The following is a 13,883-nucleotide window of genomic DNA, read 5'->3' as shown; positions in this document are numbered from 1 at the left end:
CCAACAGGTTTCATTTTTTAATCCATATTTTTTATTTTACCAAAGTTTGATAGTTATTTCCGTCTTTTTGGGGAACTCTTTACAAAAAAGACGCCTGGATCGGAATCCAAGCGGCCATTCTCATAATAATTTTTCCCCTAACAATGATCCCATCAGTCCGACTGCGACATCTGCGGTTTTGTTTCTTTCATCTAGGATCGGATTGACTTCGACGAACTCCGCAGACGTGATCAAACCCGAGTCCTCAAGCATTTCCATAGCAAGGTGGCTTTCGCGATAGCTTATTCCGCCAGGGACCGGTGTTCCGACTCCAGGTGTGTAGAGTGGGTCGAGGCCATCCAAATCCAATGATAGGTGGACCCCATCCAGGTTCTTTGCCTTCAAATAATCAATTGCTTCCTTCATGACCGAAGTCATGCCATCCCTGTCAATTTCATGCATTGTGAAAACTTTGATTCCTAGAGCTTTAATTAATTCACGCTCGCCAGGATCGACTGAACGCGCACCAATGATGACAATGTTTTCAGGCTTAACTTTCTGCCCTTCTTTGAAAATATTTACTAATCTTTCATGGCCTCGTCCCATAAGAACCGCTAGCGGCATTCCATGGATATTGCCTGAAGGTGAAGTTTCAGACGTATTCATGTCGACATGCGCATCATACCAGATGACGCCTAAGTTTTTATATTTTGCGGTCAAACCTGCAATTGTCCCAATGGCAATACTGTGATCGCCTCCGAGAACGAGCGGGAAGTTCCCTTTCTCTACGACCTTAGCTACCCGGTTTGCGAGTTCAGTCGTCGCTTGGACAACCTCCTCCAAGTTTTTCAACTTTGCAACTTCCCGTTCCTTACGTTCGACAGCACTTACTTGGACATCTCCCTCATCCTTCAGCGTGTGTCCGATCGCTTTCAATCTATTTACTGCTCCAGCATATCGGATGGCGCTCGGTCCCATGTCCACGCCTCTACGGCTTTGTCCGTAATCTAGCGGAACCCCTATTAATGATATATTCATTTTTTTCATATTTGTCAGCCCCCCATCCATATTGTAATTCGTTAAATGGAATGGCTCAACCTGACAAGTTTACGGATATTTATTCATTTTCCACGGATTTCGAAAACATGAATTCACAGTCTACTGGAGACAGAGGTTTGCTGAAGAAATATCCTTGGCCTTCCCTACAGCCTAATCTATGGAGGATATTCGCTTGCTCTTCTGTCTCAATCCCTTCAGCGATAACATTGAGGCCCGCCGTGTCAGCCAACGTTATAATCGCCTTGACGATAGCCCTGCTGTTTTCATTCACATCGATGTCCTTCACAAATGACATGTCGATTTTCACTGTATCCGCTGGCAGTTCTTTTATATAGCTGAACGTGCTATACCCCGTCCCAAAATCATCTATCGAGACATGCATGCCCAATTCCCTGATCTGTTGAATCGTATCCCGCATCTCAGCCCGATCCGCGAAGGAACTCTCGGTCAGCTCAATTTCAATCAGTTCCGGTTCAACTTCCTCTTCGAATAAAATCCGCTTGATCGTCTCGACGATATCCGGCTCCTCCAGCTGGACAGTCGACATATTCACCGCCATCCGAAAAGGCGCATACCCTTGCCGTTTCCATTGCACTGCCTGCTTGCAAGCTTCCCGCAAAACCCATTCGCCCAATGGCAAAATAATTTTCGTCTCCTCCGCCAAAGGGATGAATTTATCCGGCGGAATTCGACCAAGATCTGGGTGAACCCAGCGAACTAAAGCCTCAATCCCTGACAAATTTCCGCGCGACAAATTCATCTTCGGTTGATATTCCAACATGAAATGTCCCATTTGAACGCTTTTACGTAATTCATTCTCCATTAAAATGCGTTCCAACGTATTCGTCGCTGTCCCCGGCTCGTACACTTTATAGTTTCCGCCGCCACGCTCCTTGACATAATGAAGTGCCTTTTCCGCCTTCATAATTAACTCTGATGCCGTTTTCGCATGCTTCGGAAAAAGTGCAATCCCGCTGCTAGTGGAAATGGTGCATGTATCACCGTCAATGCTGATTGGACTTTCCAAACAGGCCTTTATTTCCTCCGTCAGTTGCTCAGCCTCTTCCTCATTCGCCGCCTTCGTTAACGTGAAAGCAAATTCATCTCCAGAAATTCGACCGATGATGTCCTTGGTACAGAGTACTTTCTTCAACCGCTTCGCAACAATCGACAGCACATAATCCCCGGCTTCCTGTCCAAAGGAGTCATTAACATTGCGCAATCTGTCGATGTTCAAATATACCAATCCTAGTCTCGACCCAGTGCTCTGCTGATCTTCTTTAATAGCCGCACGCAGCTTCTTGGCGAAAGCATTGCGATTGAGCAAAGACGTTAGTTGATCGTTATACGAAAGGTCACGGTTTTCTTCGACAATCTTACGGTATATTTCCGCGTCCTTGCGAATCTTCTCCTCCATGAGCTTCCGTTCCGTAATGTCATAGCGGATGGAAATATACCTATTCGGAATCCCTTGTTCGTTCAGAAACGGAACAATCTTCGTATCGACCCAATAGAATGTGCCGTCCTTGGCACGGTTACGGATTTCTCCCTGCCAGACCTTCCCCCGTCCAATTGTCGCCCACATGTTTTCGAAAAACTCTTTCGGATGATAGCCGGAATTGATGATCGAATGTGTTGCCCCGATGAGCTCTTCCGCTTCATACTTGGATATCTTCGTGAACAACTCGTTGACATAGGTGATCTTCCCTGTACGGTCTGTCATCGCGATGATGACTGATTGATCGAGAGCAAATGCTATATCAGCGAGCATCGCCTCCACATCCTGCTGATTGTCTTTTCCCGTCATTTTTCGCATCATTTTATAATAGTCATGCATAGGACACCAAATCCTTTCTGCTAACCCTCTTGCTGTCGTTTAGTTGAATTACTATCGTAACTTTACAGGTATAAAATCAATACGGGGAATCGCAAGTTCTCATTCCTCTACAATAAGTTCTCGTTTATGCTGGAAATGTTCTCATTTCTCTTTAAGGAGTTCTCGTTTTTGCCGTGGAAGTTCTCGTTTCTATCGAAGAAGTCCTCATACCTAACATAGGCTTGCTTCTCGCTGTCTCTACTATACCTTTCTATGATACCTGTAAAATCTGTATAAGATGGATTGGCTGTATGAACATTTTTCGAAAGTGTTGGGGGATTTTAGGCAATAAAAAAAAATCCTATCTTATTGATGGATTTGGGTGGGTTTGTATGTGGTTTGTGTGGTTGTTATTTAATGAGTTAATTATTGATTGCTTTTTAATTAAAACCGATTTGCTTGTAATGTCTATAACTTGGAATGCTCTATTATTAAACCTTTTGCTCCTAATTCCTTCGGAATTACTCGCAAATCATTTTTTTCGTGGAGCGAAAAAAATGATTGGCTGGGGTAGCTGGATTCGAACCAACGAATGACGGAGTCAAAGTCCGTTGCCTTACCGCTTGGCTATACCCCAACGTTAAAATTGAGATAAGCTTCGCACAACTGCGTCAGCTACACTCGATCAGTCAGTCACGTAATATTATTGATATGTATAGATGGTGGTGGGGGACGGATTCGAACCGCCGAACCCTGAGGGAGCGGATTTACAGTCCGCCGCGTTTAGCCACTTCGCTACCCCACCAGGTTAAAATTGTGATAAGCTGCGCATCTCTTTGTCAGCTTCTTTCGTTCACTCGGTCACGTACTGATGTACGCTCCCTCTTTCTCTCAATCGCTTCCGCGACCTGCTTGCTTCTCCCAATTTTAACGGGATATTGTAATAAGCTGCGCATCTCTTTGTCAGCTTCATTGGAGCTTCTTCTATAAAGTAGGAAAACAAACATGGTGACCCCTACGGGATTCGAACCCGTGTTACCGCCGTGAAAGGGCGGTGTCTTAACCGCTTGACCAAGGGGCCATATTAAAATTAGAATCTACTTCTGAAGCGCACAAATGTTATATTAACAAACTTACTTACATTGTGCAAGCCTTTTTTATATTTTCTTTTCAAAGCTGCAGGCTTACATAAAAAAAGCGTCTTCCCATGAAACAGAATTCGCAAGTTTCATCTGGAGCTTCCAACCGGATTCGAACCGGTGACCTCTTCCTTACCATGGAAGCACTCTACCTACTGAGCTATGGAAGCATAAAAATGGCTCCGCAGGTAGGATTCGAACCTACGACCGATCGGTTAACAGCCGATTGCTCTACCACTGAGCTACTGCGGAATCGTAATTAATTGTTCCAATGACAATATTCAGTTTAGCCGAGACGCAGAAAAAAATCAACCCTTTTTTCATTACCCCGTGACGACTTTTTTATATTAGCATGTCCAATCATATTGGTCAAGCCTCTATCATAAAGTACCTTATAGATTATTTTGTTTCAAAGGGGATATGACTTGAGAGCAAAACTAATTATACTCATAACCATTTGCTGCGCAGCCGCACTATTTTTCCCAAGCATGCCCGGTTCTGATTCATTAAAGGCTGTTTTCCGTTTGACGGACGAGCCAAATGAAGTCATCGTCAGGGGAATGTCGGGCTCCGCATTGACAATTAATATTTCATTCGGCGACCAGGAAGTAGAGGAGCTAATCCGTGAATTACAAGCTCCCTATCCATTGCTTCTTCTCGATATGGAATGGGCCGAGCGCTTTCCCGAAATCGTACAATTGATCAAAAAACGCAACATCCCGACCGGCTTGCTGGGACATGCAGGGATAGAGTATGAACAGAACACACCTCTTTTAGTCGAACAGCTGGAAATGTACGAGAAGTTTTTCAACGCCAAGCCGTTATGGTTCAGGACGTTCGATGAGCAGTTCCCTTACTCATTGCGAAGCACGCTTTGGGACACAGAAGTGAACGCCCTCGGCTCCTCTGTCCGTTGGTATAAGGGCGAGCCACCGCCGGTCATCGAAGGGGAAATCATTTCTTTGCCGCACCACCGCGAAGAACGGATTACATTAACCAATTTTAAGAAGCTGACTGAAACGCGGCAGAATAAATCATTAGAAGACGTCCTTTTCAACATGTCCATCAAGACAAAAAAATTGCCTGAATAAAACAAAAGCGCAGGGCGCCTGCCTAGAGGCGACAGGCATAAGGCAAAGATGTGGAGTGGCGGTCTTTGCCACGTAACAGCTTTGACTTATGACCCCGAGCTTCTGGCGCCCGGAGTCTAGACGTAAACAAAAGCGCGGTTCCCATGTTTGAGGAACTGCGCTTTTTGTCATTTTGCCTTCGCCGTTTTTGCCGTGTTCGATTTGCGCGACTGTCTACGTGCATCGAGTTTTGCCTTGTCCTCATCGGATTGGCGGTTGTACTTAGGCAACATTAGTATTTGATAAGCATTAACCGCGAGAAGCGGGAATAATAAAATTGTCACCCATGAATCGATATTGCCCGACCGGACCATTAATGCCGGTAGCCATTCGAGCGTCGTAATGACGATCATGAAAAACAATGCGGAAATGAGAGTGTGCTTTTTCGTCCACTTCGCTTTGAAATAAGCTGTGACAATGGATACAGCCAATAATGAAAACAGCAACGTCAAATAAAGGATTGTCCGCCCTGTTTCCCCTGCCGTCAGCTTGAATCTGAAGAACACCAAGTCAAAGATGACTACTGCGATGATCAGCAGTTGCACCCAATTCCATAACGTCAATGATTTGAATAAGTTCACGCCGAATTGGTGCACCGTCAAATAGGCGAAGAAGCCCATCTGCGCGACGACGCTCATCGTGAAGCCAAGGAAAATCATCCATAAGAATGCGCTAAGAAACTCCGTATATTCCCCAGCCGATAAATATTGTGAAAAGAATTCCCAACGGACGATCAAACCTAAAATCCCCGTGACAATTCCTCCGATTAACAATGCAGTAAAAAAGAATTTAACCCAATTTCGTATTGTCACGATACTGTTCCCCCGTTTTTGATTGCTCCCAATAGTGTATCAGCGTTTCGCGGAAAAATCTATTTCATTAAATGCGTAATGCATATTCCTACTTATATTGTGAACAATAATTGAAAAAGCAATCGGAAGGGAATTTGATCTCATGATGAAAAAATGGGTTCATTTACTTGTATTCGCCATACTCTTATCGGGTTGCAGCATGCAACAGCAAGGACCGAATTACGATGAAATGAAGAAGATGATGACGGATGCCTTGCAGACGGAAGATGGCAAAAAAGCTATCCGTAAAATGCTGTCTGATCCCGAGTTCAGGGAATTGATGGTGCTGGAGCAGCCGGAAGTGAAAAAATCTATCGAGGATACATTATTGTCGAAGAAAGGCGAGGATTTTTGGAAGCATGCATTCGAAGATCCGAAATTCACCGAATCCATCGCAAAAAGCATGAAAGATCAACAGCAGGACATCATGAAAAAGCTAATTAACGACTCTTCATTCCAAAAAGAAATGGTGGAGTTTTTCGGACAAGCTGATATGCAAAAGCAGATGGAAACAATTTTGCAGTCAGCGAATATGAAAAAGCAGATGGAAAAGTCCATTGAAGAGACGATTAACAGTCCGTTGCTCAAAGCGAAATGGCAGGAGCTGATCCTTAAAGCGGGTGAAGTGACACCGACCGGAAAACAAGGCGGTGGTGGCGGTGGCGGTAGCGGCGGAGGCGGCGGTGGTGGTGGCGGAGGTACGGGTGGAGGCGGAGGCAAATGACTTTCACCTCACACTCTTTTTCCGCACATTAACTCGCTCTAGTCCCATTTTATTATCAACTAGCAAGAAGCACTTCCGTTCAACAAATAATAAGTGGGGGATGAAAGGAATCCCCCACTTATTAAAGTTTTATCTTATTATTGAGTTTTATCGATAACTACCTGTGCAATTTTCGTGTATGTTTGGCCAATCGGATGACCTTCCGCATAGACGGAAGGAGCAAAATCAGTCTCATTCCAATCAGGCTGACCAAGTGGAATTTGACCTAATAGCTCGGTGCGTAATTCTTCCGCTAACCGGGTGCCTCCTCCTTGGCCGAATACATATTCCTTTTCGTTTGTCAGTTTCGATTCAAACCATGCCATGTTTTCGATGACACCTAATAATGCATGATCCGTTTGAAGCGCCATAGCCCCCGCGCGTGCCGCTACAAATGCAGCAGTCGGATGCGGCGTAGTAACTACGATTTCCTTCGATGACGGAATCATTTGGTGGACATCAAGGGCAACGTCCCCTGTTCCAGGCGGCAAGTCCAGGATGAGAAAATCTAGGGGACCCCAATCTACATCACGGAAAAACTGATCGAGCACTTTCCCAAGCATCGGACCTCGCCATACGACTGGAGCATTGTCTTCCACGAAGAACCCCATGGAAATTACCTTCACACCAAAACGTTCCACCGGAATAATCCGATCTTCGCGGATGACTGGCAACTCGGTAATGCCCATCATATCCGGCACACTGAACCCGTAAATATCTGCGTCAATCAAACCAACTTTCTTCCCAAGACGTGCGAGTGCAACTGCCAAGTTCACAGAGACCGTCGACTTCCCGACGCCGCCTTTCCCGGATGCAATTGAAATGAATTCAATATTATTCAATGGAGACAGTAAGTCCTGAGCTTCCGCCTCCGTCGCTGTGCCGCGGAATTTTTCAAGCGTTTCAGGCGGCAGTTCCTCAAAGCGGATACCGACTGAATCTGCCCCAGCCGCTTTTATCACTTCAACCACTTTCATCTGCAAATTCATTTGCTCCGCTGTGTTGACTTTAGCGATGGCCAATTTTACACTGACATGTTTTTTCTCCGGTTTAACCGATACGCTGACAATTCCATCGGTTTCCGTAAGGGTTCTATGTAAAAACGGATCCTTCAACTCGCCTACAACATCACGGACAATTTGTTCGTTAATCAATATGGCCACCCCTTAGAGATTTATTCATTCTTCCCTAAGTATACCATATTGCTCCTTCTTCAAAGTCTGAATTCACTTTCATTGTTTTTCGGATAAATGAAATTGAATGATTCCTTCGACTATCGCATCCGCCACTTTCCCGCGATAAGAAGGGTCCGTCAACAGCGCCCGTTCCTCAGGGTTCGAGATGAATCCAGTTTCAATAAGTACTGAAGGCATCGGAACCTTTTTTAATAAATACACGCCTTTTATCGCCAAGGCTTCACGTTCCGTATTTTTTAGATTCTGAACGAAAGAACCTTGAATTGATTTTGCTAGGAGTTCTCCTCCAGGATGTCCTTCAGCATGATAAAACACTTGGGAGCCTCGCCATCTTTGCTCTGGTATTGCATTGACATGGACGCTGAGGAACATATCAGGATCCTCTTCAATCGCAATGTTTTCACGCAGTTTTAAATCAGCCAACTTCCTTTGCCGAATCGTTCCAAACTGCTCACTTGGTGCATGCTCCGCAATGGCGTCTCCCTCTTTCTCACGCGTCATGACAACCATTGCACCCTTCTTTTCCAATCTCTTTTTCAACTCATGCGCAATGCTTAGTGTAATATCCCTCTCAACAATATCTCCTACTGATGCCCCTCCATCCAATCCACCATGTCCAGGGTCAATGACAATCTTCACCCCCCCAAGCTGCTCAGGCATGAAAAACCCTCTGTCCGAGGCATTCACACCGTACAGCACAACAAGAAGGGAACTTGCAAATAACAACCCGATGATAAGCCATCGTTTCAATCTCACACCGCCTTTTTCCTCCACTATACGCAGGCCTTGGCCAAGATATGAATGCTTGTATCAACAAAAGCGAAAGCCGTCACGTAGAACGGCTTTTGCGAGTAAAAGCGGAGCGTTACGAGCACATCTTTGCACTAGCCGTAGCGTTGCGAGCATAGGTTCATGCCACAGAGCAGCTTTGACTTATGAGTCATTCGAAATGCGCAGGGTTCGATTTGCCTTACAGCCCCGGAGTCTAGTGAACAACAAAAAAGAAGCCGTGACGGCTTCCTTTTTGCATTTCTTATTCAACGTCTCCTTGCCAATCCAACATGCCGCCGACCATATTTGTCGCGTCATATCCTTGCGCCTCTAAAAACTCTGCTGCGCGTCCGCTACGGCCGCCTGACCGACAAATGATCACATACGACGTCGCTTGGTCGAGCTCTTCCAGACGGTCTGGGATTTCTCCTAACGGAATATGGATTGCGTCGGGAATCATCCCTTGCGCTACTTCATCCTCTTCCCTTACATCGATCATATGAAGGGTTTCACCATTTTCAAGCTTCTGCTTCAGTTCTGCTGTCGTTATTTCTTTCATGTCAAAAACCTCCTCGTATTCACTCATTTCATCTTAACTACGAGCGCAGCCTACCGTCCAGCACTTTGATTGTCATTCATCGAACAAAAAGGACTGCCACAAAATTGGCAGTCCCTTTAATGAGTTTTAAGCAAGTTAAATTAACATCCCTGCAATGGCCGCACTTGTCAGATTGGCAAGTGTTGCCGCAATGATTGCTCGGAATCCCATCTCCGCAATGTCTTGTCTTCTCGAAGGAGCCATCCCTCCTAAACCGCCAATTAGCATTGCGAGCGCTGATAGGTTAGCGAAGCCGCATAGTGCAAAGCTGATCATGGCGACACTCTTAGGTGACAGATTGGCGATTTCAGGTGCAAAAGAAGTGTAGGCAACGAATTCGTTCAGTATGAATTTTTGCCCAATGAATGAACCGGCTTGCAATGCTTCCTCCCAAGGAACACCAATTAGGAAGGCAATTGGGAAGAATAGATAACCTAATATCTTCTCAAGAGTTAACGATTCAAATCCAAACATACCGCCTATTGCTCCAGTGATTAGGTTAATCAAATAGATGATAGAGATAAACGCAATTAACATTGCACCTACACTAACCGCTATTTTCAATCCATCCATCGCCCCGCGAGATGCCGCATCGATGACGTTTCTGGATTCCGTGTCTTTCACCATTCGAACATCTTCAGCTGTGTTTAACGTTTCCGTTTGAGGAACGATGATTTTCGCAAATAATAATCCCGCCGGAGCACCCATGAAAGCTGCCGCCAACAAGTATTCGATAGGGACACCTAACATGGCGTAGCCGCCTAAAACCGCACCCGATACGCAGGCCAATCCCCCTACCATTACTGCAAACAACTCTGATCTAGTCATTTTTTCGATATAAGGTTTGACGACTAACGGGGCTTCTGTTGGACCAAGAAAGATATTGGCAGCAGCCGACATCGATTCAGTCTCACTCGTCTTGAGGGCCTTCGCCAAAAGTCCTCCAAGGATTTTCGTCAAAAATTGCATAATTCCTAGATAATAAAGTACCGCCACTAAGGAAGCAAAGAAAATGATAATGGGCAGCACTTGAAATGCAAAGGTGAAGCCTGCACCTTCTGCTCCTAGTACTCCTCCAAACAAAAATTGAATTCCTTCATTGGATGAGTCAATCACTTTTTGGACAATTCCTGAAACGAATTCCAAGATTTTTCTTCCGAACTCCCATTTCAACACCATAAAACCAAAAATAATTTGGATGGCCAAAGCGCCAAAAACAGTTCTCGGATTGATGGATTTACGTGCTGTCGATAAGGCCCATGCAATTGCTAAAATACCGACGATGCCGCAAATTCCCCAGATGTATTGCATAGTATCTCTCCCGTCATGTTGAAATTTGAGTTATTGACTCGTTTATATTACTTGGAGTTTTCTCCGCTTACTTGCTTTGCCAATTCGGTAATATAATCGAAGAAAGCGTCGCGATTCACATCATAAACAACATTTACAGGGCGCCCGTCAGGTGTTTCAACTGTACGTCCTTGACTTGGTCCATCTGGAATGACAATACTGTTTACCGTTTGTACTTTAACAAGATCTTTTTTACCGATGAAGGCAGTTGTTAACACGTCCCATAAATAGTACGTGGAATTTGTTTTGAAGTGGACAAGAGGCGGTACCATCGCATAACTTTGACCGAGAAAATCAACCCCGATATATTTGCGATCCTTCGCCCAACGCTCACGCACATCTAACGTCAGAGGCACTTGATTTGTACTTTCTAGCGCGACTAAATCAATTTCGATGTTTGTTTTCCATACACGTGACGCTGCTTCCGGATCCCAAAACGCATTCCATTCCGCTGTCCCATCGTGTTCAGGTTCATGAACATTTCCATCTTCACGGAAAGTGCCGCCCATCCAAACGAGTCTTTCGATCTTCTCTTCAATATCCGGAGCCTCGTCCAATGCACGGGCTAGGTCAGTAAGTGGACCTGTGAATAATAAAGTTGTCTTTTCTGCCGTATTTCGAATCGCATCGATCATATGAAGATGTGCCGGTTTTTCTGCTACTGGTGTAACAATTTTTCCGAACTCATTTAAAATTGGCAGTGCATCGACAAGGAACGCATGCATTCTCCAGTCTTTCGGGAAAGGATTCTTTCCACGGGAGTTAGATTCAGCTACATCGAGGCTGACGCCATTCCCGAAGCGATCAATGATCTTCCGGCTTGCATAAACAGCCGGCTCTAAATAACAATCGGCAGGAATGACCGATACACCTGTCAGTTCCACATTATCCATTCGAAGCAATAAGAATAATGATATAAGGTCGTCGACTCCACCGTCGTGGTTGAAATAAATAGGTTTCTTCGTCATGCTGTCCCATCCTCTACAATAAATATTGTTTGAATCATATCGATTAGTCTCCCGTTATTAGCGGGAAGCTATTCATATGCTTCTTCCGGCAATTTCTTTTCTGGATGAAATGCAAAAAAACCGGATAGATTCTACCCGGTTTACCAATTCACGAAAAACCATGGAAAGATAATGTTTCCAGTCAGTTTTTCATGTAGTCCGGTAGTTTACGGTTACCAGGTAGAAACGCTTGAGCCATATTCTCAATTTATTATTTAAATGAAATTATTGCACAGTTTGTGAAGCTGTTTTTTCACTTTACATTTATAGCATAGAAACTTTTACACAGTCAATCAAAAACACGAATGTTATTTTATTTTGACAACTCATTCTTCGTGTTTGCGCTTTCAGTATAAAGAAAATTCTATAAAACAAAAACCTATACTACTTAATACCAAAATCCCCAAACAAAAAACCCTCTCCCGATAAACTCGGGAAAGGGCTGTACATATTCGTAGATTAACGTTTTGAGAACTGAGGTGCACGACGCGCGCCTTTAAGACCGTATTTTTTACGTTCTTTCATGCGGGAGTCACGAGTAAGCAATCCTGCAGATTTCAATGTACCGCGGAAGTCAGGGTCTACAGTCAATAGAGCGCGTGCAACGCCGTGGCGAATTGCGCCTGCTTGACCTGTGTATCCGCCACCGTGGACGTTTACATGGATGTCATAGCTGCCAAGTGTTTGAGTAGCTACAAGTGGTTGCTTGATCACTTCACGAAGTGTTTCGAATGGTACGTAGTCTTCTACGTCACGGTTGTTGACGACAATTTTACCTTCGCCAGGTACGAGACGTACACGAGCTACTGAGCTTTTACGACGGCCAGTGCCGATATATTGTACTTGTGCCAAAAGTGTTTCCTCCTCTTAATTATCCGCGAAGCTCGTATGCTTCTGGTTTTTGTGCCGTATGTGGATGTTCCGGTCCAGCATAGACATGAAGTTTCTTGATAGTTTGACGACCTAGTGGGCCTTTTGGAAGCATCCCTTTAATCGCAAGTTCCAACATTTTAGTTGGGTAGTTTGTACGCATTTCAAGCGCAGTACGTTGTTTAAGATTACCAGTATAGCCAGAGTGGCGATAGTAGATTTTATCTTTTAATTTATTCCCAGACAATTGGATTTTCTCAGCGTTGATGATGATTACGTGATCACCTGTGTCAACGTGTGGTGTGAACGTAGGTTTGTTTTTGCCGCGCAAAATTGCTGCAACTTCAGAAGCTAGACGACCAAGCGTCTGTCCTTCAGCGTCGACAACGAGCCATTTACGCTCTACTTCGTGACCTTTAGCCATGAATGTTGTACGCATGTATTGTTTCCTCCTAAAATTATCAAATCTGTTCCGTTTTCTCTATCCCTAAACACAAATAAACTTTCCGGGGCTTATTGTGGGGTTATTGAAATACCATTTATCATCTTATATTGAAAACAAGAATAAGTCAAGCGTTTTATTAGAAAACGCCTGGAAAAGTTGACTCGAGTCTAATACGTGACATTCATCAAGTACAAACCGTGTGCCGGCGCTGTTTTCCCTGCTTTTTTTCGGTCCTTCGCCTCAAGGATTTCCTTCATGTCCTGCGGCTCGTTCCAGCCGATACCTACCGCGAAAAGCATACCGGCAATCGTCCGTACCATATTGTACAGAAAACCGTCGCCTTCGATCGTCATTATCAGCTCTTCGCCTCGTTGCTCAACCGTCAATTCCCGCACTGTCCGGACTTTATTCTCAGTGGCGGTCTTTGATGAACAGAAGCTTGTAAAATCATGCGTGCCGACGATGTACTTGGCAGCCTCCCGCATCCTTTCGACATCCGGCCGCCATTTCCCCAAGTGAACGGCATAATTGCGTTCAAAAGGGCTTTGCACTTCACTCGACGACCATTTGAACATATACGTTTTTCCGGTCGCAGAATAACGTGCATGGAAGTCGTCATCAACGAACTCCGTTTCGACGATCCTGACATCTTTCGGCAATAAAACATTTAGTGCCATTTGCCAACGATCGAGAGGCAGTTGCAATGGCGTGTCGAAATGGATCACTTGCCCCCATGCATGTACGCCCGCATCCGTTCGCCCACTCGCGACCGAGTAAATGGAGTTGTCTTTATGAAGCTTCACAAGCGCCTTGTCGATGACGGATTGCACCGTCCGCATATTCGGTTGGAACTGGTAACCTGCATAGCCTGTACCGTCGTAGGCGACTGTGGCCTTGACTCGTCTCATA

13 protein-coding genes, 5 tRNA genes and 1 riboswitch are annotated in these 13,883 nt (G+C 44.9%); of the genes, 2 read left to right on the top strand and 16 right to left on the bottom strand.

The genetic code is table 11. From position 1 onward, the window contains the following. Window positions 1–120 precede the first annotated feature (120 nt). The 7 genes from rocF to AB1K89_RS10470 all read right to left on the bottom strand — a co-directional run bounded on the left by rocF (window position 121) and on the right by AB1K89_RS10470 (window position 4,245). A complete protein-coding gene (rocF, locus tag AB1K89_RS10500; RefSeq protein ID WP_413054689.1) occupies window positions 121–1,026 on the bottom strand; it encodes an arginase in 906 nt (301 codons plus the stop codon). Between the two features lie 70 nt (window positions 1,027–1,096). Then, window positions 1,097–2,875, bottom strand: coding sequence for a putative bifunctional diguanylate cyclase/phosphodiesterase (locus AB1K89_RS10495; protein ID WP_413054688.1), 1,779 nt, complete (start codon window positions 2,873–2,875; stop codon window positions 1,097–1,099). Window positions 2,876–3,416: 541 nt separating this feature from the next. Next, window positions 3,417–3,491: transfer RNA gene (locus tag AB1K89_RS10490), tRNA-Gln, on the bottom strand. 83 nt (window positions 3,492–3,574) lie between these two features. Continuing rightward, a tRNA-Tyr gene (locus AB1K89_RS10485) sits at window positions 3,575–3,659 on the bottom strand. Between the two features lie 201 nt (window positions 3,660–3,860). Beyond that, window positions 3,861–3,935 (bottom strand) — tRNA-Glu (locus AB1K89_RS10480). Window positions 3,936–4,087: 152 nt separating this feature from the next. Then, a tRNA-Thr gene (locus tag AB1K89_RS10475) sits at window positions 4,088–4,163 on the bottom strand. Window positions 4,164–4,170: 7 nt separating this feature from the next. After that, a tRNA-Asn gene (locus tag AB1K89_RS10470) sits at window positions 4,171–4,245 on the bottom strand. Between the two features lie 173 nt (window positions 4,246–4,418). Between AB1K89_RS10470 and AB1K89_RS10465 the strand changes: the two genes are divergently transcribed. Next, the gene (locus tag AB1K89_RS10465; protein WP_413054687.1) at window positions 4,419–5,084 is read left to right on the top strand and encodes a polysaccharide deacetylase family protein; all 666 of its coding nucleotides are present in this window, start codon (window positions 4,419–4,421) and stop codon (window positions 5,082–5,084) included. A 167-nt stretch (window positions 5,085–5,251) separates the two neighbouring features. Here the strand turns inward: AB1K89_RS10465 and AB1K89_RS10460 are convergent, their stop codons facing one another. Then, window positions 5,252–5,935 carry a KinB-signaling pathway activation protein gene (locus AB1K89_RS10460; protein ID WP_413054686.1) on the bottom strand — a complete coding sequence of 228 codons (684 nt, stop codon included), beginning with the start codon at window positions 5,933–5,935 and terminating at the stop codon, window positions 5,252–5,254. A gap of 142 nt (window positions 5,936–6,077) precedes the next feature. Here AB1K89_RS10460 and gerD point away from each other — a divergent pair, with 142 nt between their 5' ends. Further along, window positions 6,078–6,698, top strand: coding sequence for a spore germination lipoprotein GerD (gene gerD / locus AB1K89_RS10455; RefSeq protein ID WP_413054685.1), 621 nt, complete (start codon window positions 6,078–6,080; stop codon window positions 6,696–6,698). 137 nt (window positions 6,699–6,835) lie between these two features. On the opposite strand, the gene AB1K89_RS10450 is transcribed toward gerD, so the two are convergent. The 8 genes from AB1K89_RS10450 to truA form a co-directional block, all read right to left on the bottom strand. Further along, entirely contained in the window at window positions 6,836–7,891 is a 1,056-nt protein-coding gene (locus tag AB1K89_RS10450) for an Mrp/NBP35 family ATP-binding protein (protein WP_413054684.1), read from the bottom strand. A gap of 78 nt (window positions 7,892–7,969) precedes the next feature. After that, complete coding sequence (locus AB1K89_RS10445; RefSeq protein ID WP_413054683.1) at window positions 7,970–8,683, bottom strand: N-acetylmuramoyl-L-alanine amidase; 714 nt, start codon at window positions 8,681–8,683, stop codon at window positions 7,970–7,972. A 283-nt stretch (window positions 8,684–8,966) separates the two neighbouring features. Beyond that, complete coding sequence (locus AB1K89_RS10440) at window positions 8,967–9,263, bottom strand: rhodanese-like domain-containing protein (protein ID WP_413054682.1); 297 nt, start codon at window positions 9,261–9,263, stop codon at window positions 8,967–8,969. A gap of 135 nt (window positions 9,264–9,398) precedes the next feature. Beyond that, window positions 9,399–10,613: a NupC/NupG family nucleoside CNT transporter gene (locus tag AB1K89_RS10435; protein WP_413054681.1), complete on the bottom strand. Its 1,215-nt coding sequence runs from the start codon at window positions 10,611–10,613 to the stop codon at window positions 9,399–9,401. Between the two features lie 47 nt (window positions 10,614–10,660). Next, window positions 10,661–11,620, bottom strand: coding sequence for a nucleoside hydrolase (locus AB1K89_RS10430; RefSeq protein WP_413054680.1), 960 nt, complete (start codon window positions 11,618–11,620; stop codon window positions 10,661–10,663). 174 nt (window positions 11,621–11,794) lie between these two features. Further along, a riboswitch (purine riboswitch) is annotated at window positions 11,795–11,900 on the bottom strand. Window positions 11,901–12,118: 218 nt separating this feature from the next. Continuing rightward, complete coding sequence (gene rpsI / locus AB1K89_RS10425) at window positions 12,119–12,511, bottom strand: 30S ribosomal protein S9 (protein WP_413054679.1); 393 nt, start codon at window positions 12,509–12,511, stop codon at window positions 12,119–12,121. Between the two features lie 19 nt (window positions 12,512–12,530). Further along, window positions 12,531–12,968 carry a 50S ribosomal protein L13 gene (gene rplM, locus AB1K89_RS10420; RefSeq protein ID WP_252504694.1) on the bottom strand — a complete coding sequence of 146 codons (438 nt, stop codon included), beginning with the start codon at window positions 12,966–12,968 and terminating at the stop codon, window positions 12,531–12,533. A gap of 173 nt (window positions 12,969–13,141) precedes the next feature. After that, window positions 13,142–13,882, bottom strand: coding sequence for a tRNA pseudouridine(38-40) synthase TruA (gene truA, locus AB1K89_RS10415; RefSeq protein ID WP_413054678.1), 741 nt, complete (start codon window positions 13,880–13,882; stop codon window positions 13,142–13,144). Between the last annotated feature and the right edge of the window lies 1 nt (window position 13,883).

This window comes from Sporosarcina pasadenensis (assembly GCF_047228845.1).
Classification (GTDB): Bacteria; Bacillota; Bacilli; order Bacillales_A; family Planococcaceae; genus Sporosarcina.
Note: the sequence above shows the minus strand (reverse complement) of the source record. Positions and strands in the feature narration are given on the sequence as shown.

What these genes read in the sequence shown, in the direction of transcription:
- rocF (WP_413054689.1), bottom strand. Translation starts at nt 1,026, where the DNA reads ATGAAAAAAATGAATATATCATTAATAGGGGTTCCGCTAGATTACGGA.
- gerD (WP_413054685.1), top strand. Translation starts at nt 6,078, where the DNA reads ATGATGAAAAAATGGGTTCATTTACTTGTATTCGCCATACTCTTATCG.
- AB1K89_RS10440 (WP_413054682.1), bottom strand. Translation starts at nt 9,263, where the DNA reads ATGAAAGAAATAACGACAGCAGAACTGAAGCAGAAGCTTGAAAATGGT.
- rplM (WP_252504694.1), bottom strand. Translation starts at nt 12,968, where the DNA reads ATGCGTACAACATTCATGGCTAAAGGTCACGAAGTAGAGCGTAAATGG.
- AB1K89_RS10430 (WP_413054680.1), bottom strand. Translation starts at nt 11,620, where the DNA reads ATGACGAAGAAACCTATTTATTTCAACCACGACGGTGGAGTCGACGAC.
- AB1K89_RS10435 (WP_413054681.1), bottom strand. Translation starts at nt 10,613, where the DNA reads ATGCAATACATCTGGGGAATTTGCGGCATCGTCGGTATTTTAGCAATT.
- AB1K89_RS10495 (WP_413054688.1), bottom strand. Translation starts at nt 2,875, where the DNA reads ATGCATGACTATTATAAAATGATGCGAAAAATGACGGGAAAAGACAAT.
- truA (WP_413054678.1), bottom strand. Translation starts at nt 13,882, where the DNA reads ATGAGACGAGTCAAGGCCACAGTCGCCTACGACGGTACAGGCTATGCA.